The organism is Candidatus Pedobacter colombiensis, from assembly GCA_029202485.1.
GTDB classification, from domain to species: domain Bacteria; phylum Bacteroidota; class Bacteroidia; order Sphingobacteriales; family Sphingobacteriaceae; genus Pedobacter; species Pedobacter colombiensis.
Genome location: CP119313.1, coordinates 2532587 through 2553002, shown reverse-complemented (window position 1 = coordinate 2553002; position 20416 = coordinate 2532587). Strand labels below are relative to the sequence as shown.

The 20416-nt window shown below is 39.7% G+C and carries 19 protein-coding genes; 16 read left to right on the top strand and 3 right to left on the bottom strand.

Annotated elements, in window-relative coordinates; genetic code table 11:
• The first annotated feature begins 112 nt into the window (after positions 1-112).
• The 6 genes from P0Y49_10875 (at position 113) to P0Y49_10850 (ending at position 4246) form a co-directional block, all read left to right on the top strand.
• Positions 113-754 carry a DUF6266 family protein gene (locus P0Y49_10875; protein WEK21639.1) on the top strand — a complete coding sequence of 214 codons (642 nt, stop codon included), beginning with the start codon at positions 113-115 and terminating at the stop codon, positions 752-754.
• Positions 751-1905, top strand: coding sequence for a hypothetical protein (locus P0Y49_10870; protein ID WEK21638.1), 1155 nt, complete (start codon positions 751-753; stop codon positions 1903-1905). The genes P0Y49_10875 and P0Y49_10870 overlap by 4 nt, the downstream gene beginning before the upstream one ends.
• Positions 1889-2515 carry a hypothetical protein gene (locus P0Y49_10865; GenBank protein ID WEK21637.1) on the top strand — a complete coding sequence of 209 codons (627 nt, stop codon included), beginning with the start codon at positions 1889-1891 and terminating at the stop codon, positions 2513-2515. The genes P0Y49_10870 and P0Y49_10865 overlap by 17 nt, the downstream gene beginning before the upstream one ends.
• 208 nt (positions 2516-2723) lie before the next feature.
• Positions 2724-3371: a DUF6266 family protein gene (locus P0Y49_10860; GenBank protein ID WEK21636.1), complete on the top strand. Its 648-nt coding sequence runs from the start codon at positions 2724-2726 to the stop codon at positions 3369-3371.
• Positions 3372-3440: 69 nt separating this feature from the next.
• On the top strand, positions 3441-3809 hold the full coding sequence (locus P0Y49_10855) for a hypothetical protein (GenBank protein WEK21635.1): 369 nt from the start codon (positions 3441-3443) through the stop codon (positions 3807-3809).
• Positions 3728-4246, top strand: coding sequence for a peptidoglycan-binding protein (locus P0Y49_10850; protein ID WEK21634.1), 519 nt, complete (start codon positions 3728-3730; stop codon positions 4244-4246). Before P0Y49_10855 ends, P0Y49_10850 begins: the two co-directional genes overlap by 82 nt.
• A 61-nt stretch (positions 4247-4307) precedes the next feature.
• Here P0Y49_10850 and P0Y49_10845 read toward each other — a convergent pair whose 3' ends face one another.
• Positions 4308-4907, bottom strand: coding sequence for an RNA polymerase sigma-70 factor (locus tag P0Y49_10845; GenBank protein ID WEK21633.1), 600 nt, complete (start codon positions 4905-4907; stop codon positions 4308-4310).
• Between the two features lie 115 nt (positions 4908-5022).
• Here P0Y49_10845 and P0Y49_10840 point away from each other — a divergent pair, with 115 nt between their 5' ends.
• From P0Y49_10840 to P0Y49_10820, 5 genes are all read left to right on the top strand, one after another.
• Complete coding sequence (locus tag P0Y49_10840; protein ID WEK21632.1) at positions 5023-6201, top strand: FecR family protein; 1179 nt, start codon at positions 5023-5025, stop codon at positions 6199-6201.
• A gap of 174 nt (positions 6202-6375) precedes the next feature.
• Complete coding sequence (locus P0Y49_10835; protein WEK21631.1) at positions 6376-9975, top strand: TonB-dependent receptor; 3600 nt, start codon at positions 6376-6378, stop codon at positions 9973-9975.
• A gap of 20 nt (positions 9976-9995) precedes the next feature.
• A complete protein-coding gene (locus P0Y49_10830) occupies positions 9996-11429 on the top strand; it encodes a RagB/SusD family nutrient uptake outer membrane protein (GenBank protein ID WEK21630.1) in 1434 nt (477 codons plus the stop codon).
• Between the two features lie 7 nt (positions 11430-11436).
• Positions 11437-12588 (top strand): TlpA disulfide reductase family protein, encoded by a 1152-nt coding sequence (locus P0Y49_10825; GenBank protein ID WEK21629.1) that lies wholly within the window; start codon positions 11437-11439, stop codon positions 12586-12588.
• A gap of 17 nt (positions 12589-12605) precedes the next feature.
• Positions 12606-13685 (top strand): TlpA disulfide reductase family protein, encoded by a 1080-nt coding sequence (locus P0Y49_10820; GenBank protein ID WEK21628.1) that lies wholly within the window; start codon positions 12606-12608, stop codon positions 13683-13685.
• A 55-nt stretch (positions 13686-13740) separates the two neighbouring features.
• Here the strand turns inward: P0Y49_10820 and P0Y49_10815 are convergent, their stop codons facing one another.
• Together P0Y49_10815 and P0Y49_10810 are read right to left on the bottom strand one after the other, a co-directional pair.
• Positions 13741-14985 carry an MFS transporter gene (locus P0Y49_10815; protein WEK21627.1) on the bottom strand — a complete coding sequence of 415 codons (1245 nt, stop codon included), beginning with the start codon at positions 14983-14985 and terminating at the stop codon, positions 13741-13743.
• A gap of 100 nt (positions 14986-15085) precedes the next feature.
• Positions 15086-16432, bottom strand: a complete 1347-nt coding sequence (locus P0Y49_10810) for an amidohydrolase (protein ID WEK21626.1) — start codon at positions 16430-16432, stop codon at positions 15086-15088.
• Positions 16433-16636: 204 nt separating this feature from the next.
• On the opposite strand from P0Y49_10810, the gene P0Y49_10805 reads away from it, so the two are divergent.
• The 5 genes from P0Y49_10805 (at position 16637) to uraH (ending at position 20412) form a co-directional block, all read left to right on the top strand.
• Positions 16637-17311 carry an ankyrin repeat domain-containing protein gene (locus P0Y49_10805; protein WEK21625.1) on the top strand — a complete coding sequence of 225 codons (675 nt, stop codon included), beginning with the start codon at positions 16637-16639 and terminating at the stop codon, positions 17309-17311.
• Between the two features lie 2 nt (positions 17312-17313).
• Entirely contained in the window at positions 17314-18543 is a 1230-nt protein-coding gene (locus P0Y49_10800; GenBank protein WEK21624.1) for an amidohydrolase, read from the top strand.
• 92 nt (positions 18544-18635) lie between these two features.
• On the top strand, positions 18636-18740 hold the full coding sequence (locus P0Y49_10795; protein WEK21623.1) for a DUF4822 domain-containing protein: 105 nt from the start codon (positions 18636-18638) through the stop codon (positions 18738-18740).
• A 107-nt stretch (positions 18741-18847) separates the two neighbouring features.
• Positions 18848-19705, top strand: coding sequence for a helix-turn-helix domain-containing protein (locus tag P0Y49_10790; GenBank protein WEK21622.1), 858 nt, complete (start codon positions 18848-18850; stop codon positions 19703-19705).
• 299 nt (positions 19706-20004) lie between these two features.
• The gene (gene uraH, locus P0Y49_10785) at positions 20005-20412 is read left to right on the top strand and encodes a hydroxyisourate hydrolase (GenBank protein ID WEK21621.1); all 408 of its coding nucleotides are present in this window, start codon (positions 20005-20007) and stop codon (positions 20410-20412) included.
• The last annotated feature ends 4 nt before the right edge of the window (positions 20413-20416 follow it).

Here is a 20416-nt window from a genome sequence, read left to right as displayed (position 1 = left end):
CTTTACCAGTATAAAAGCAGCAGGAATGCAGTTTAAGACCAGTATAAAGGCTACAAATACTATAAATCAATAGCAAACAATAGAAATTTTAACCGTCTTAAAATTTAAAATTATGGCAAAATTAAGAAAGGGTATACTAGGTGGGATTTCGGGGAAAATAGGTCCCGTAGTAGGTGCGACCTGGAAAAATGTGACTTACGTAAGGCAGCATCCAAAGAAGAAAGGAAAAAAACGGCCACGTACCGCCGCTCAATTGGCAAATCAAAAGAAATTTACGTTTATACAGCAATGGCTGGTGCCGTTTTATCCCTATATCACCGTTGGTTTTGCAAAACTGGCAATTGATCAGATAGAAGTAAATGCTGCCTTTTCGGCCAATTATAAAACGGCTTTTAGTGGTGTATGGCCAGATATAATTGTCGACCATTCAAAAATACTGATCAGTGTTGGTGATTTGAAAGGTCTTCACTATGTTGAAATACAGCGCATTGCTGCGGTTAAGTTGGAGCTAAATTGGGAACGGAGTGCAGTACGGAATGTGTCTTTCGATGATCAGCTGATGTTGGTGGTTTACTGTCCGGAGTTGAAAATGACCGACGGCTTTATTGGTGGAGTAAAACGGAATGCATTGAAGTGCAGCTTTGATTTTGATGAGCAGATGGCTGAACATGCTGTTGAGGTTTACCTGAGTGTAACCTCATCTGACAGGAAGGAAATTGCGGAGAGCATTTATTTAGGGAGGTTGGAACCATGAAAATACACACAAAAACTACGCTGCATAAATTAGTACTGGAGCTGATGTCACCAGATAGACCAATAATGGAGGATGAAGAAATTAAGAACTGGATGGACCGTTTGCCAGCTATTGGTAAAGAGGTGTCTGGAGAGATGCGATCAATGCTTTTTGCGAATATGGGTACCGGTCGAGTTAAGAGATATCTTGGACAGATCAGTAAAGAATGTACTTTTTTGCTGGATACGCTCTACCAGTATCCAGAATTTCCGGAAAGAATGAGGCCTTTATATCAGGCGGTGTTGAATTGTCTGATAGCTGCAATTGACGTATTGCATCGAAGTTATGCAAAGTACCTGGACCCACTGGAAAAAATGCCTATGCTGCAGTATCGTATGGCTGCCGATAGGATTGAGGAACAGGTAAAACCATTAGTTTCTGCAATGAGTACCTATTGCATAGATAAGACCTTGCAGGCGCTTGTTGTAGGAAAAATGACGGTGTTGTTAAAGGTGGGAGCAGGTAGTTGGTACCAAATGGGGTATTTGGAGAAATTGCAAAAATGGATCTTTGAACTGTGCAGGGGTCTTCCACATAGTCTTAACAGTCAGTTCAGAACGTTGCTTTTAAGGGCAAATTTTAATACGACAGGCTTTATGTCGTATTGTAAAGCAGAGATAGCACTAGATTTAGCCGGGCAATACGATATGGCTGCAAAATACGATTGTCTGTTTAGTTACAAACGGGAGTTGGAGTCGTTGACCTATAAGCATAAGACGGTAAAATTTGATGCTGGCCGTCCTGGCGTAAAAGACATTTTGCTCAGTTATGTGGATACGGAGCTGACCTGTATGGATCGCAAGAAAAATTTAAGCAATCCCATTGCTGTCGTACCTGCCGGGGAGGAGTGTGCTCGTTTGCCACTCGCCATATCTGCGGATGTATTGGCCTATCTTTTTAAGCTTCTGGTTAAAGTTGGGGTAGTCGTTGGTGGAAAACGTCCGATGCTGGCATTTATCGCGAGGAGTTTCCAAACGGTAGGTATAGGGAATACAAGCCTGTCGGCCGCAAGTATGGATAGTAAATACCGGCAGGTGCTGAAAAATACGGCCACTACAGTGAAGTCAATTTTATTAAAAATGTTAAAACAAGTAGATGAAGAATTTGGATAATATGGAATATACAGATGCCCAGACAAAAAAGATGGGCTATATAACAATTTGTCTTGTGATGAAGCAGGTAATTGTTTACGGGAAGAAAATAGCCCTATACGGCGAATTAAAGGATATGAGGAAGCTGGTTAACCCATTCAATTTTGAATTGGACGAGGATATGGATTTGTTGCAGATTTTAGATGAACCGCATGTGAAGTTAGCTTCGAGGCTTGCTGCGTACATTCGTTGTGAAGTGCTGGATCGTTATGCTTTACTTAATGCTTTGAATGATGAAATCGCGATGGAAGATGAATGGGCAACTAAGATGGCTTGGAAGATGGCTAGACGCTATTTATTATACTCCAGTTCTCAGCGTCGTAGGGATCGTTATTTCAATTTCGGTAAAATTTTGTTGAATGCGCAACGTGCCATTTATGAGATGATGAAGCTGATGGTAACGGGTAAAACCAGGGTGTTTAATTCTAGTTATCGCTGCAATTACAGTCCTGGGAGATTGAAGGCATTAATGATTGGAATTGAAGATCAAAATGTTTTAGTGATGCTGGATTTGATTGAGAAATTAAAGGATTGTGAGGCTCAAAGCTGTGCCATACGGGTTAAGATTTAATTTTTTTTTAAAGAAAAAATCGAGCTTGTTTTCCAGGCTTGAATAGGTTTTTAGGCCGTTTTTTAGACAAGGGTCGACGACCCCAGGGGACTTGACAAGGGCTTGTTGTTTTATTCTCTTTGTGGTGTTGTTTGTGACGTTGGCACTGCAGGGCTATTGGGATCAAACAATCTAAAATTCATTTTTTTAAACTTTAATTTTTTAGAACATGGGAATTATCAGACAAGGAATCCTTGGGGGATTTAGAAAAAAAACAGGAACAGTGGTAGGCGTTTTTTGGAGAGATTTAAATGTAATCAGGGCTTTACCTCGGGCAAGTAATAAGGCGGCCACTCAGCTACAAATAAATCAGCGGCTTAAGTTTGGTTTGATTATGGGGTTTTTAAGTTCATTTAGCGACTTGATCGAAATGTACTATAACCACAGATCGGCCTCAAAATCACCAATGAACGAAGCAGTTTCGTACCATTTAAAAGAAGCCGTTATTGGTGAAGGACCGGACTTTACTATAGATTACACAAAGATAAAGTTTGGTCGTGGTAAATTGGTGTTGCCTGCTGCGATGCAGGTTGGAGCCACAGCTACAGCAACGGTGAGTTTTGAATGGAACCATACCGTTGGTGATAACAGGTTTAGAGATGCAACAGATATGGCCAATTTGCTGGTGTATAATCCGGTAAAGAAGCAGTTTGTTACCCTAATGGAGGCTGCCCCGCGCTCAGCTGAGTCCTACAGTTTGCAACTACCCATGGAATTTAGTGGCGATGATATCCATTGCTATATGAATTTCAGTTCGGCACTGAAAAAGGGAGTGGCGTCAAACAGTTTCTATGTTGGGAAGATGAAGGTGGTTTGATGAGGCTGAATTAAAGGAGGGCCGGAAACGGCCTTCCTATTTTTTAATCACACATTAAAAGAAAATACGATGAACACATTGAAAATTACAAAGTATGATGTTTCTGGAAGAAACTATACACCTTACCTGCTATTTGGGTTATGCTTATTGCTATGGCCCCTTTTACAATGGCTGGTCATGAGCTCAGATCCTACGATTGGTTTTATTGATCCAAATATCTGGCTCCTGATCTTGTTGAGCCTGATCAGCTTTCTGATGGTTATAGGCTTATGTTGGTGGCTGCTGCAAAGATTTTGGATGAGGTTGGGTTTGCCCTTGTTAAGTGATATGGTTTTACAGTTTAAAAAATTAGAATTATGGCAACAATTAGGATTTTATTGGGCTTCGTTTGCTTTGCTTTTATTGGCAGCGATTGGAGTGTTAACAGCAATCGTATAGGTGATGGAAGCAGGAAAAAGATTGTCGTCGTGGCGCAAAAAGAAATTGGCGTTCGGGAATCTATGGAGAATAGCGGTCCGCGAGTGGATCAATACAATGCGTATGTTGGCATCAGGAAAGCACCTTGGTGTGCGTCGTTTGTGTCCTGGGTTTTTGGGCAAGCTGGGTATCCGCAACCGCGGACAGCCTGGAGTCCTGCACTTTTTCCCGCTGATCGGCTTACCAGGGATCCGGTAGCTGGAATGGTATTAGGGATCTATTTTAAGGATTTAGAACGGATAGCGCATTGCGGAATTGTAGAAGAGGTAAGGAATGATTGGGTTTACTCCATTGAAGGAAATACAAGTCTAAATGGGAGCAGGGAGGGTGATGGAGTTTACCGTCGGATGAGGCATGTGAGGAGTATATATCGTTTTTCGGATTGGTGGAAAAAATGAAACACTGATTTTTATCTTACAAAAACTTGGACTTATGAAAGGAACATGGATTGTTATGGTACTATCTTAATAGGTAGAGAATTAATGCAGTTCCAAGGTAATCCTTAAATGCAAACCTTAAGATTCTCAATGCTTTTCTTTTATGCTGTTCGACCGTGTTTACAGATATACTGAGTGTTGTGGCAATTGTTTTATCACTCATTCCATCCAGTCTGCTTAACTTAAATACTGCTCGGCATTGTGGAGGAAGCTTTTCAATTTCTTCAATGATTTGAAATTCAAGTTCTTTGGTATTAATGTTCCATTCTGTACTGTGATCTAGTTCTGATCTGTGACTTAACACGTAGGTTTCATATTTTTTGTGCGTGCTTTCCTTTCTGTAATGATTCAGAATGTTCTTTTTTAAGGCGATATATAAATATGCAGCGAGATTCGTTTCTTCCCTTATCTCCTGTTTTTTTTTATATAGGCTTAAAAAGGTATCCTGGACCAGCTCCTGGGCAACGTCCGGATTTCCGACCTTATGTGTAGCAATGCTCAGCAGCTTTATAACGTGCCGATTATAAAAGTATTCGAAAATCTCTTCGTTACCCTTTTTCCAGAGTTCAATGAGTTCCCTTTCAGTACTGTTGTTGTAATTAATGATAAGATTCCTGACCATATATTTGGTGAAAATAACAATTTATAAAGTAGCCTGATAGTAGTTGAAAAAATATTTTCATCCCAAGTAACGGTAATGGGCAAGAAGTGCATTATGTTAATATAAAGCCAGCGATATGAATAAAGATAGATTACGTGTTTTATTGAAAAAAAATGATGAAGGGAATTGTACTGAAGATGAATACATGGAACTTGACAACTGGTTTCATGAAATAAATTATAACGAGGTAAACTTTGGAGAGTGGTTATCTTCAGGTGGGGGCGAAGAAGTTGTTAAAAAAAGACTGTTTTCCGAATTTAATCAAACCTACATGAGGAAGTCCGGAACGATCTGGTTAAGATCGTTTTATAAAATGGTTGCCGTCTTAGTTTTGATCTGCTGTAGCTTTTTGATATATACCTATTATAATACTAGAAGTAATGTTAATTACCTGTCTGAAAAAGAAGATGTTGCTCCTGGTGGAAATAAAGCTATACTAACCTTGTCGAACGGGGAAAGAGTCAGTTTGAACGATTCTAAAACCACCGCAATTGCTACCCAAAACGGCGTAAAAATTTCTAAGACGGCAGATGGGCAGCTGATATATCAGGTTACTGGAGATACTGAACTGGCTTCTAAAACAATTAAATATAATACTATTGAAACCCCGAAGGGAGGACAGTATAGAGTTGTTTTACCTGACAGCAGCCGCGTTTGGCTGAATGCTTTTTCATCACTCACCTTTCCAACGACGTTTGCAAACCAAACTGAGCGTAGAGTTACATTGAGTGGCGAAGCTTATTTTGAAGTAAGTAAAAAAGCCACGCACATCCCCTTTATCGTGTTGAGCAGGGGTCAGGAACTTGAAGTGTTAGGTACACATTTTAACATTGAAGCTTATAAAGACGGAAAAAATATAAAAACGACCCTGTTGGAAGGATCCGTTCGGTTAAGTTTGTTAAACAAACAAGGCTTTAATAATCTTAAGGATAAATCGATAACACTGAGTCCCGGTGATCAATCTACCCTACATATCAATAAAGATCTTTCGGTTAACAAAGTAGATGTAAATGATGCTATTGCCTGGAAAAATGATTACTTCATGTTTAAAAATGAACCTCTTGAAAGTATTATGCAAAAAGTATCAAATTGGTACAATGTAGAAGTTGTATTTAAAAATGAGGAATTGAGAAATGATCTGTTTTGGGGCACGGTCAGCAGGTCTAAAAACGTTTCAAGTATACTCAAAGTATTGGAAATGACCGGTGAGGTACAGTTTCGTGTAGAAGGTAACAAAATAATAGTAATGAAATAATTAACCAAATAAACCAACTAAACAATTATGATAAGACATTGCCATGACCCTTAGATCAACACAGCCGGTTTGTGGAAAAAAGGACTTCGAGTCGCAATCGAAGCCCTTATGATTTCTGGTAAACCGTAAAACCTGTACGTAACAACTTTTTAACAACTTAAACCAGACTAACAAATGTATAAAATATATACTAAAATGATGTGTTGGCTTAACAGGCACATATTCAGAGTTTTGCAATTTCTTTTGAATGCTGCAATTTATGCTTTGAAAGATATTGATAAAGGAAAACTGATCATGAGAATTAATTTGATCACTATATTAATGATCGCGACAATTCTGCAGGTGAATGCCTCCGGATTTGCCCAGAATGTTACCTTCACGGGGAAAAATGTTTCCCTTGAACAGGTATTCAAAGAAGTAAGAAAACAGACTGGTTACAACATCCTGCTTTCTGTAAAGAAGGTGAGTGTAGATAAAAGGATTAATGTGGCATTTGATCAAAGTTCTGTAAATGAGGTGATGAACAAGTGCCTTGATGGATTGCCTTTAACTTACGCGATTGATAACAAAACAATTGTGGTCAAAGAAAAAGAAAAGACCCTTATCGGAGTTATCAAGGATTATCTTTCTGCGGAAATAATAAAGGGAAGGGTATTGGGCGAGTCTGGCCAGCCGCTCCCAGGTGCTTCAATTAGTGTAAAAGGAGCTTCGGGTTCTACAAGATCTTTAGAAGACGGAAGTTTTTCCATTTCTATACCAGAGAAAGGTGCTGTTCTGGTGATTTCTTATATCGGGTATAAATCAAGAGAAATAAAAATCGGTGATCAGAATAATATCACTGTACGATTGGAACCTGTTTCATCAGATCTGGATCAGGTGGTGGTGGTAGGTTATGGCAGCAGCAGAAAGAAAGACCTTACAGGTTCTGTTGCTATAGTAAGTGCAAAAGATGTCCAGGATTTGCCTTTTGCAACAGTTGATAATGCCCTGGCTGGTAAAGCTGCGGGCGTACAGGTAACTAAGGCCGATGGAACCCCCGGTGGTGCAGTTAAGATCAGGGTGCGTGGTTCAACTTCGCTTTTGGGGGGTAACGACCCATTATATGTCATTGATGGGGTACCGGTACAGGTGCGCAGCAATTTTATAAATACGGGCTTTGATTTAGGTACGCCGGTTGCTAATAATACCAATAATGCTGGAGGGGTAAGTGCTGGACTGTCTTCGTCTTTTGTAAATGGACTGAACAGTATTGGCGGATTGAATATCAATGATATTGAATCCATCAGTATTCTTAAGGATGCTTCATCAACGGCAATTTATGGTTCGAAAGCAGCTAATGGTGTCGTGATCATTACGACTAAAAGCGGTAAGAAAGATATGAAGCCACAAATTGTTGCCAATTACTATAGTACTACTAGCCGGGCCATTACACCTAATGTACTGAATGTTGATCAGTACAAGATGCTCATTTCTGAGGCTGCCAAGAATGATTTTGACGAGCATACAAAGGCTGCGGACTATATGCCGGCCGAAACTGAAGCTATTGTTAAAAATCCTTCTGCTTTTTTTGGAAGGGCCAATACCAATTGGATCGATGAGGTTACCCGCAATACCATTTCGCACAATGCCGATCTGTCTGTTCAGGGCGGAGGAGCTGCTTCTAAGTATTTTAGCTCTATCTCTTTCAATAGTACCCCGGGAGTGATAAAAAATACAGACTATCAAAGGGTAACAGGTAAGCTGAATCTCGAAAATGAGATTGGTAAGCGTTTCAGGTTTGTTACTAACCTGTTGTTGGGTTACACCAATCAGCATATTGGCGATGGTGCTTACGGACAGGCATTGAGGGCGCGGCCTGATTTTGCACCTTATGATGAAAAAGGTATTCCTACCAATTTTTCTACTGTAGGTTATAGCTATATGGGCTTTCAAAACCCGGTAGCACTGCTTCAGGCCACCAATAACGCAAAAACCTTTAGCCTGATGGGCTCAGCTTCGGGATTGTATGATATCACCAAAGACCTGAAATTCAAGAGTACAGTGTCCCTGAATATGCAAACCTATAACCAGCGTAACTATATTCCAAGCTTTTTAAGTGTCGGCAGTGTGCAGGGAAATGTAACTAACAATGGGGGGATTGGCAGCAATTCAAACAGCAGGTTGGCCAACTGGTTTCTAGAGAATACACTTACCTATAATAAAACCTTTAATGATATACACGAACTGACTGTACTTGCAGGTACATCCTATGAAACGATAAAGAACAGTTTTTTTAGTGCAACGGCTACTGGTTATCCAGATGATAAGGTATTGAATAACCTTTCTTCGGCCACCACTCCGCTGATTACAAGGGGTGATGATCCGGGTAAGCCGCAGAGTTATCTGTTGTCTTTTTACCTGCGGTCAAATTATTCATTGCTTGACAAATACCTGTTTACCTTTACAGGCAGGGCTGATGGTTCTTCAAAATTTGGCCCTAACAACAAATTCGGTTATTTCCCTTCCGGAGCTGTTGCCTGGAGAGTTTCTCAGGAAAACTTCCTTAAAGATGTAAAATGGATTGATGACATTAAACTTCGCGGTAGTTATGGTTTAACTGGTACGCAGAATATCGGTGATCAAATGTATCGTACCTTATATAGTCCTTACGCTTATGCGGGAAGTAATGCATTGATTCCAACACAGTTGGGGAATGCGGCCATCAAATGGGAGAGTACAAAAGAAGCTGATGCGGGTATCGACATCTCCTTGTTCGATAACCGCTTACAAGCAACGGTAGATTATTACAACAAAAAAACCAATGGGGTGTTATTGTCCTTGCCAATTGCATCCAGCAGTTCTTTTTCTTCTTTGTTGAGAAATACGGCTGATATTAAAAATACAGGTTTGGAAGTTTCTCTTGCTGGTGACATCATACGCTCTAAAAACTTCAGATGGAATGGGTCTTTGAATGTGACCTGGAATAAATCGCTGGTAACCAAATTAGATGCTACTGCAAATCTGAAACAGATTGGAAGCTTAACTGGCTTGGAACTGGGTAACAGCACGACACTGATTGAAGGCAAACCACTTGGTCTGATTACAGGTTATAAGGTAACAGGTATTATCAAGACCCAGGAGCAACTGGATGCTTATAAGAAGGAGCTCGGGTTTATTGGAATGATTTTTTACCCGTACACAAATATCGGCGACCTGATGTATGAATTGGATTACGAACAGTACAAACAGTATCAAAGTGCTTTCCCAAAAACTAATGAGATCATCGCTCAGGCTGCACCTAAGTATTATGGTGGCTTTAGTCAGGGTTTTGGTTATAAGAATTTTGACCTGCAATTTTATTTCACCTTCTCACAGGGAGGAAGCCTGGTATGGGGAGATCACATTGGCAGTATGCAGTTCTCCGGATCTTCCAACGCCAACGCAGTGATGTTAAATAGGTATCATGCGGGTAATACGGAAACGAATCAGCCTCGTTTATTGTATGGCGATGGTGTGGCTCCAATATCTAATATGAATGTTTTCAGCTCATCTTATATCAAGTTAAGAACGGTTTCTCTAAACTACAAGCTGGGTAAATCCAAATGGATGGAAAGGGCAGGTTTGCTGAATGCTTCATTATTTGCATCTGCTACCAATCTGTTTACCATTACCAAATACCCGGGAAATGATCCTGAAACTACTAATGATACCTATAGTGTAAGTGGCGGATATTTTGACGTGAGCAATTATCCAACGGTAAGGTCATTTTCGTTAGGGTTTAAACTAGGTTTTTAATTCAATTTTAAATTATTCACATGAAACTTTCATATAAAAAATGGTTAATGCTTGTTTTACCAGCCTGTATTTTTATGAGCTGTAAAAAGGAGCTGAATGTATTTCCTTCCGACCGACAGGTAGATGGAAATGTGATCATCGATGCAAAAAGTGCTGGTACTGTACTTAATGGTGTTTATTATCGCTTTGCAAATTCATCGACAGACAATAACGGGGTTCCCTCCCTTAGATGGATAGATGTTTTTGAAACTGTACCTTCTGAGCTGAGCGGTCTGCTTGTAAACAACAACACCGATGGGCTGAATGACTTTACGGTGAATAGAAACAGTCCTGCTGCGGCCGGTAAATGGGGATATGCTTATAATCTGGTTAATGCAGCCAATGGATTTCTGAAGAATATTGAACCGGTTACCACTATTGCCGATAATACTAAGAAACAGCTGCAGGCCGAGGCCAGATTTTTAAGAGCCTTTGGTAATGCAGATCTGCTTTTTCATTATGGACAGTACAGGGATATCAACAGTAAATACGGCATTATCATCAGGGATAAATTTGTGAATTCTGACAACATTAACCTGCCTCGTTCTAATGTTAAGGATAGTTATGATGGAATAATTGCTGACCTGGATGTTGCTATTGCAGGCTTACCACTAAGAAATACCAAGTTGAGCTATGCCAATGTATGGGTGGCCAAGCTGTTGAAAGCCAGGGTGCTGATGAATAGAGGAATAGGTACAGATTACGCTACTGTAATCAGCCTTACGGATGATATCATTAAAAGCAGTAATTTTAAACTGGAAGGATCTACAAAGGATATATTCCTGACTCTTGGAGCCAGCAGTCAGGAAGTAATGATGATCGGACAGCCATTCCCTAATGATACTTATAAATACATGCAATACCAGTATTACAACCAGTATATGGCTACTCCCAAGCTAGCCAAAATGATGGAGAATGACCCGAGGGCAGCGTGGACCTTTAAACCTATTGTAAAAAGAGGAGCAACGGTAAATACTTTTACCAAGTATTATTCAGGAAGTCCTACAACTATCAGTTTTACGCCATTATCGGTTAATGCCTATGCTTTTCGTTTAACAGAAGCTTACCTGTTACAGGCAGAGGCTCTTGCATTATCTGGTGGAGACCTGGCATTAGCCAAGGGGCGGCTTAAGGAAGTGATGGGCCATGCAGGTCTTACCGATTTTGCCACTGTTGATGGTACTTCCAGTGCAGCTGCATTCCAGGTGCTGGTGGTTAAGGAAACCATGAAAAATTTTGTGGCTGAGAACGGGCTGGACTGGCTGGCTTTGCGCAGGCTTCCTTTTGCAACTATCCAATCGGCAGATTTCAGGCCGGAAATTAAGTCTGAAACTTCACTTATCCTGCCTGTTCCTTCTACAGAGCTGAATACCAATAATATCGCAGATCAGAACCCTGGATACAGTAGAAATTAATTACCATATGAAAAGACTATTGTTCTTTAGCCTGGCAGCACTTTTAAGTCTGCCAGGATTTGCACAGAAAAACGATCTTTCGGATTTCAGTATCGCTGGAAAGATCACAGGAAAACGGACCGGGTTCGTATACCTGTTTTATCCTGTAGGTGAAGGTTTTAAAGCTGATAGCGCTGCTATTCGCAACGGGACTTTTTTGTTTAAAGGTAGATTGGCAGAACCTGTTATGGGACATGTTGCTGCTGCAAGGAATATCAGGGATAATGATGATCCCAATACAGCAGAAATTTTTATAGGACCCGGTAAAATGAACCTGACGGTTACTTACGGAGCTTTTAAAAAGGTCGTGTTGAAAGGATCGCTGAGCAATGACGAGTATGCGGAACTAACCCTCGAAAAAGAATCCATCCGTAAGGAAATGGAACCGCTATCACGGGCTTACAGAAATGAAAAGGACCATGAAAAGGCCGCTGCTATCAAAGAACAGTTTGGACCTTTTAATGCCAGAATGGATAAAATAGACTGGACTTTTATCAACACACATCCTGACTCTTATGTATCGGCTTTTCTGATGCGTTTTAAAATGGGTTCGCTGAGCATTGCAGATGCAAAAGCTATTTACAATGCCTGGACAGAAAAGATTAGAAACAGTACATCGGGTAAAGAGATATACAGAGAAATCACTGAACTGGAAAGCGGATCGCCAGGAAGTACAGCTAAAGTATTTTCGGCAACAGACATCAATGGAGAAAAACTGAGCCTAAGCGATTTTAAAGGAAAGAAGTATGTGTTGATCGACTTTTGGGCCAGTTGGTGTGTGCCTTGTCGTAAAGGGAACCCACATTTGCTCTCTTTATACGGTAAATATAAAGGTAAAGGATTGGAAATTATCGGGGTAGCTGGTGATGACAGCAATCCGGAAGCCTGGAAAAAAGCAGTAGAAAAGGACCAGATTGGTGTTTGGAAACACGTTCTAAGCGGACTGAAAATGACAGATAAAGGTTTTGATAGCTCTAATGACATCACTAAAGGTTACGGCATCCATTCGCTGCCTACCAAAATTCTGATAGATAAGGAAGGAATAATTATCGGCCGGTATGGTGGCGGGGGAGAGAATGATGAAGCTATGGACAAAAAAATGGCTGAAATTTTTAAATAAATCAAAAAAATATTGTTATGAGTATATATAAATTGTTGGTCCTGGCGGGAATATTTGGTATTACCGCTACAGCTTTTGGGCAGAAGGTCCAATTAAAGGGCGATATCAAAGGGCTAGGAGATAGGGAGTTGGCTATCGAATATTATGAAGGTAAAGCATATAAAAAGACTAAGGTAAAAGTATCAGCAAATAGGTTTACCTGGACAGCCTCTTTTAACGAACCTCGTAAAATTTTAATCGATTTCCCAAAGAGACCGATATGGATGTATGTGGAACCGGGAACGATGCAGATTTCTGGAAATGTAGATTCTTTAGATCAGATCAAGCATAAGGGCTCTAAAATTCAGGATGAGGCAGATGTCTATACTAAGTCAATTGCAGCCTTGTCCTCCCAGGAAATGGCTTTATACAGAAATTGGAATAGGGTAGATAAACAAGAGCAATTGGCCTTGGAACAAAAGGCTCAGGAAATAAAGAGCCAGATACGGGGCATCTCCAACAAATATATCGAAGAACATCCCAATAGTCCTTTTAGTCTTAGTCTGGTGATTGACCGTGCAGAGTTGGGCACCTACAAAGATGTAAATGTGGTGTATGAGAAGTTGAGCAAGAAGATGAAGGCAACTAGTCAGGGAAAGGCTTTAACCGAGCGTGTAGCGGTATTGAAACGTAGTGAGATTGGTAGTCCGGTGTTTAATTTTACGCAGAACGACAACCACGGTAAATCTGTAACTTTCTCTGAATTTATAGGCAAATATGTATTGATCGATTTCTGGGCCAGTTGGTGTGGCCCATGTCGTGCAGAAAATCCAAATGTTTTAAAAGCCTATAACAGATATAAAGATAAAAACTTTACGGTGGTGGGTATTTCCCTTGATGATAACGAACAAAAATGGAAAAAGGCCATACAGGATGACGGCATGCCCTGGACACAGCTTTCAGATTTGAAAGGGGCAGCAAATGAAGTTTCAGTATATTATGGCATCATGGGCATTCCAAGTACCTTGCTGGTTGATCCGCAGGGGAAAATCATGGCTAGAGATTTGAGAGGAGAGATGTTGAATAAGAAATTAGAAGAGATCTTTAAGGATAAATAGATAGACCATTATCCATAAAAAAGCTCAAACATCCGACTTGATGTTTGAGCTTTTTTTATTTTTTTTCGTAGGCGATATGTGCAGCCAAAACCAACAAAGTACAAATGACTCCGACGCCGATTACACCATTCCATTGGTAATATTTCCAGGCTTGAGACGCTAAAAAAGTTCCCAATGAACCACCTACAAAATAGCTGAACATATAAACGGTATTTAATCTATTGTTAGCTCCCAAATTCAAAGCAAAAAAACTCGACTGATTCATAATATGCATAGATTGTAATCCAAGATCGAGCAATATTACGCCTACAACTAATCCAAGGTAGGTATAGCCTCCAAAATAAAATATAATCCAACTGATCAATAAAAGTAGAATAGCCGTCAGTACAATATTATAAGCCGGAATGCGCGTGGCTATTTTTCCTACAAATGCCGCAGCTATGGCCCCAACAGCTCCTACCAGACCAAATAATCCGGCGACTGAAGATCCTGCATGAAAAGGTGCTCCTTCTAAATGAAATACGAGCGCTATCCAAAAAGCACTGAATCCAGCAAACCCTAATGCCCCGCGAAATGCAGCCAGTCGCAATACCGGCTGTGTTTTGGTTAAATGAATGAGAGACTTCATTAGTTTGCTGTAATTCCCTTTAAAAGAAGGATGAATGTCCGGTAACTTTACAGATATGAGTGCGGCTAGGGTTATCATAGCAACTGCTGCAATATAATAAATCATTTTCCAGCCCCAGATCTCTCCAACAAATCCGGCAACAACTCTGGACAATAGGATTCCCAATAATAGTCCGCTCATTACCATACCAATCGCTGAGTTTCTTTTCTCAGGCGTTGCCATTTCTGCCGCCATAGGAACAAACATTTGTGGTACTACGGATGTAAAACCTACCAGAAAACTTGCAACACAAAGGAATCCTAAATTGGGAGCGATGGTCATAGCTAAAAGGGAAATGGTCATAAGGAAAAATATTCCCAATATCAGCTTTTTCCTACGCATCATATCTCCTAATGGAACGATGAATAGCAAACCAAGTGCAAAACCAATCTGCGTCAGCATCGCTATAATACTAATCTGAGATTCCGTAACCCTAAAATCTTTTGCCATTAATCCCAATAATGGTTGATTGTAGTAATTATTACCAACGACAACACCAGTGGTAATCGTCATAAGCCATAAAGTAGAACGCGTTAATAAAGGTTTATCATTGACGGTATAGGGATTTATTTTTTGTTCTACATTTTTTTGTTCTTGCTGTTTGGGTTCTAACAGCACTTCACTATTGTTCATTTTAAAATTTTTGTGTATTCATTTATTGATCGAAACACTAAAGGACACTACCTGTTTTAAATCATGTGGTGTCCTTAGATATTTGTGTATTTGTTGATCTTTAATACACGATATTACCTTCGTGAATAAGAGACTTTACTGGAGAAATACGAGAAACTGCTTCTGCCGAGCAGCTTGCATCAAGGAACGCCAGATTTGCAATATCACCGGCTTTGGGCCATTGTTGTACACCTTTATCATCCAATGGCAAAATATTTCCGGTTGCCAATTTTAAACTTCTAGACAACAAAAACTCTGTTGCATAGCCATATAACTGAGCCATCACATTCGTTTTTTGCAATACGCTTCCGCTTCCCCATGTGTTCCAGTGGTCTATGATACAATCATTACCTGCGAGAACGTTTACATTGTATTTATACAAAGTCGGAATCGGCATGATCAACCTGCCAAAAGGAATTGTAGAGGCAATTCCAATACCTGCTGCACCCAACTGTTCGGCGATTTCTTCCTGTTTGGGTAGATCTAATTTTCCCAAAACAAAACAATGACTTAGGAAAGTCTTATTTTTCAAAACGGGATTTTCATTTACCTTTTTGATCAGATATTCTACTGTTTTCAGTCCGGATTCGCCAGTTTCGTGCAAGTGAATATCGATACCTTTGTTGTTATCTAAGGCAAGCTGCACGGTAAAGTCCATTGTTTTTTCAATAGCACCATCTACAGAATAAGGATCGACCCCTCCAATAAAATCAATATCCATTTTTGCTGCTTCTTTTAAATAGGGAGCCGAGTCGGTATAGAAAACGCCGTGCTGTGGAAAGGCTACCAGTTCTGCGCCAAAGCCTTTCTTTTTATTTTCTAATGCTTTTTGAAGATTTTTGAGCGACTGCAATTTTGAAGTGGGCTCGATATTTACATGACTTCTTGCATAAGAGGTACCTTTTGACTGCAGTAATTCAATAAGCTTTTCTGCATGGTCAACAGAATTTTTCAACAATCCAGGAATGATTTGTTTTTCTAATTCGATCATACCTTTCACGCCACCTGATCTTCTGCGTATTGCTTGCCATGGACCGCCATAAAAAGTTTTATCCAGATGGATGTGCATGTCCTTGAAAGCCGGCAGCATTAAGAAACCCTTTGCATCAATGGCATTGGAGTCGTTCGGTTTATTGGCCGTTACGCTTTTGATCTTGTCGTCGTTGATCGTTATGCAAAACAGTCCTGTTTTGGTATGGATAACCTCATCACCATCATACTCAAACCCGGTTTCCAAAAGCACATTCTTTAATGTAAATGTTCCTTTTGCAAAATTTGACGCTTTTTCATTACCTCCTTGCGATAAAATGCCTTTAGCACTTAATAATCCTGGGGCGATGGTCATACCCATAACTGCGAGTCCTGTATTTTTTAAAAAATCCTTACGTGATATCTCTGATTTCTTCATAGCTTAAAATTATATAATACAAATTTACCGGATAGTTCGCTTTATGAGGTGTAGGATTCATTCCATCCCTTGAAACATTTATCACAAGATCATAGGAAATAGAAATGGAATATGTATAAATATTTCAAGCATTGCGATATATTCTGCAAAGATTTGGGAGGTAACATGTCGAACTTTGTTGCAGTAATCAGTCAACAATAAATAATGAACATGAGAATATTATTGGTTTTATTATCAATAGGTGTATTTACCTCTTGTGGGGCAAAGGACCTTCCATCAACAAAAGAAAAAGTTATGCAAGAGCAAAATATCATCGAACTGGTCAATAGTAACGATATTGAGGCGGTAAAAAAAGCACTTAAAAATGGTGCAGATGTGAATACACAGGATAAGAATAAACGAAATCTGTTATTATTGGCAACCATCAATAAGCAAGAGGCAATGGCAAAACTTCTTGTAGAAAAAGGAGCTGATGTGAATGCACAGGCCAATAACCAGGATAGCCCATTTCTATATGCCGGAGCAAGCGGACAGACCGAACTGGTCAGATTATTTCTGGCGCATGGGGCTCGTTTCGACCTATTTAATAGGTATAATGGCAGCGCATTAATTCCTGCCTGCGAGCGCGGACACATTGAAACGGTAAGACTATTGGTCAATACAAAAGGCTATCCGATAGACCATGTAAACCGCTTGGGATGGACAGGTTTGATGGAGGCAATTGTATTGGGTAATGGCACCAAAAAATATCAGGAAATAGTACAGATACTTAAAGACGGAGGGGCAAATCTTCAGATCCCTGACCATGATGGCATCACACCGCTGCAACATGCTAAAAGTCGCGGTTTTAGTGAAATAGTAAAAATTTTATCAAATTAAAAATGGAAAACAAAACCTATATTTTAAAAAATGTATTGCTCGAAACGGGCTTTGAATACAATAGTAATGAAGTCATAAAAACAAAAACAGATCTGTTCTGTGTTGAAGTAGAAAACGGTAAGATAAAGAGCATCAAACCTAATGATCCGAATATTACAGGGATAGATGCCAAAGGACATCTTATGTTGCCAGCCTTTAAGGACATGCACGCCCATTTGGACAAAATGTTGTTCGGGTTGCCTTGGCAAGCTGTATCTGCAAAAAGGAAAACGGTTAAGGACATGATCGCTTATGAGCAAAAAATGATCCCCGAATGGCTGAAAACTTCTGTAGAACGGACCGAAAAAATGATCGATTTTCTACAGGCCTATGGTACGGATTTTATCCGTTCACATTTCAATGTTGATCCAACCTCTGGTCTGGAATCATTGAAGCATCTGGAAACAGCATTGCAGAACAAAAAGGCGACGGTAGATGCAGAGTTGGTAGCATTTCCACAGCACGGCTTATTTTATACGGACACGCTTCCGCTTTTAAAAGATGTAGCACAAATGGATGCTGTAAGTTTTATCGGAGGTGTAGATCCTTATTCGTTAGATGGCAGTATTGAAAAGGCAATGGGCGCAATCGTACAATTGGCTGTCGACAACAACAAAGGTGTCGATGTGCATTTGCACGAAATGGGAGAAAGTGGTATTAAAACGATAGAATTTCTAATTGATAGAACACTAGAAAATCCACAATTACGTGGTAAAGCTTTCATAAGTCACGCATTTGCGCTTAGTCGCCTTAGCAATTCCGAGGCGGAAAAAATAGCAGAAAAGCTTGCCCATGCAGGTGTAGGTATTGTTTCTTCCGTACCTTTTGGAGGGATTATAATGCCTATTCCTATCCTTAGAAAATATGGTGTGGAAGTTTTGGTAGGAAACGATAACATTCAAGACCATTGGAATACTTTCGGTTCGGGTAATATGCTTCAAAAAGCGAACCTTATCGCCGAGCTCTACGGCTATGGAACCGAATGGCAATTGTCAAGAACACTGGCTTTTGCTACCCGCTATAAATTGCCATTGGATGATAACGGAAACCAACAATGGCCGAAGGTGGGAGATGATGCGGATATGGTATTTGTCGAAGCAAGTTGTTCGGCAGAAGTGGTATCCCGAATTTCTCCTGTAAAATCGCTTATCCACAAAGGAGAGATTGTGCTTAGTTATAAATTTTTCAAGTAACGGGATGAAAAGAGCAAATGATTGGATGTTCCAACATCTAATTTTGCTGAAACAAATATTAAATAAGATGAAAGTATTAAAACAAATCAGTATTGACAAAAGACGAATTTACGTACAGAATCTATCCAAATAACGACGATAAAACTGTATATTTCGATATTATACATACATCGACCACACATAAGGAACCGAAGTAATCGATTCATAGATGTTGTATATGAATTAACGGGTTGGAAATTGCTCGTTAATTCATTTTTTTTAATTTCCCTAACATCTCAAAATGTAAAAGAATATGTTTTAGACTATGAGCGTAAATGATGAGAAAATGTACGTACCTGTTATTGGTATCCAGGAGTTCAGAAAGGGGCAAACAGCTGGAAGAAAAGAGTTGCTTTATAATGAACTTCACGGGGAAAGACATATTGATAAACCACACAAACATGACTTTTTTATTATTGTATTGTTTGACAGTGCCAAAGGTGTACATAATATAGACTTTCAGGATTATGCGATAGGCAACAAACAGGTACATGTATTGTTCCCCGATCAGGTGCATAAATGGGATATTGAACCCGATACAACCGGATATCAGTTGATGATCGATAGGGGCTTCTTTGAGCGTTTTGCACCCTATTTCCGTTTCTCGTTTACGAATTATATAAACCATCCAGTAATTCCACTAACGGATAATAGTTTCAATCTGCTCAAATATGAATTTGATGCTATCAAAGATGAGCTGGAAGCGGAACATTCACTTCAGGACATTATCAGTGCACGGGCTGCGGTCATTGCGGCAATCGTGAGCAAGGCCGCCGAGGGTATCTTCACTGAGGCTAAAGTGTTCCAGTCGAACCCAAGACTTGCAAAATTCAATTTGCTTATAGACCAATTTTTTAAAGAAGAGAGGCTTGTAGCCTTTTACGCCTCGAAGCTCAATATATCTGCCAACTACCTCAATATCCTTTGCAAGAAAAATCTGAATGTATCGGCCACACAGCTGATCCAGCAACGTGTATTGCTGGAAGCCAAACGTATGCTCCAATCAACGGATCTTTCGATTAAGGAAATTGCATTTGAACTCGGTTTTGTAGATCACGCCTATTTTTCTAACTTTTTTAAAAGCCAGACAGAGATCACTCCCACAGAATTTAGGACTCAATAAAGAAACGGTTATCCATTTCGGGCGTGGTGCTGTTCTTTTCCGAAAGTTCGGTTTTGACCAATAACATAAAGCCGTAAAGTGTATTCCATTCCGTTTTCTGATTGGAAAGGTAAGGAGTGTAAATCGAATTGATTACCTTTTAAAAACTTAGTCGGTTAGTAGTGAATGAATACTACAAGATTTGGAATAAAAACTACAATTTAGAACTAGACGAATCCAGCTATCTTTAACCAGTAATTATTGCGGTCGGATTCCAACTATTGATTGCAATGCAACCGACATTTATAGCTAAATTAATAATGAAAAAAGTAGTTTTTATTTTTTTAAATTTATTCCTTTCTACGCTCTGTTATTCACAGAGCTTAAAGTTTCAACTGTCAAGCCATATCCTCGATATTGGTGCGGGTCAACCTGCAGCACATGTAGAGGTAAAGCTCCAAAAACTAATACCGGATAAATCTTCCTGGGAAGATATGGGCGTCAGGTTTACTGATGATAACGGCAGGATCAATGATTTTCTGCCTCTTTCAGAAAGCAACAAAGGAGTCTATAAATTGACCTTTTATACTGAAGCATATTTCAAACAGAAAAAAACGGAAACATTCTATCCCTACATTGAAGTTATATTTAAAATTTCGGGGGATATGCATTATCATGTGCCTATCACACTTTCTCCTTATGGGTATTCGACTTATAGAGGAAGTTAATCAG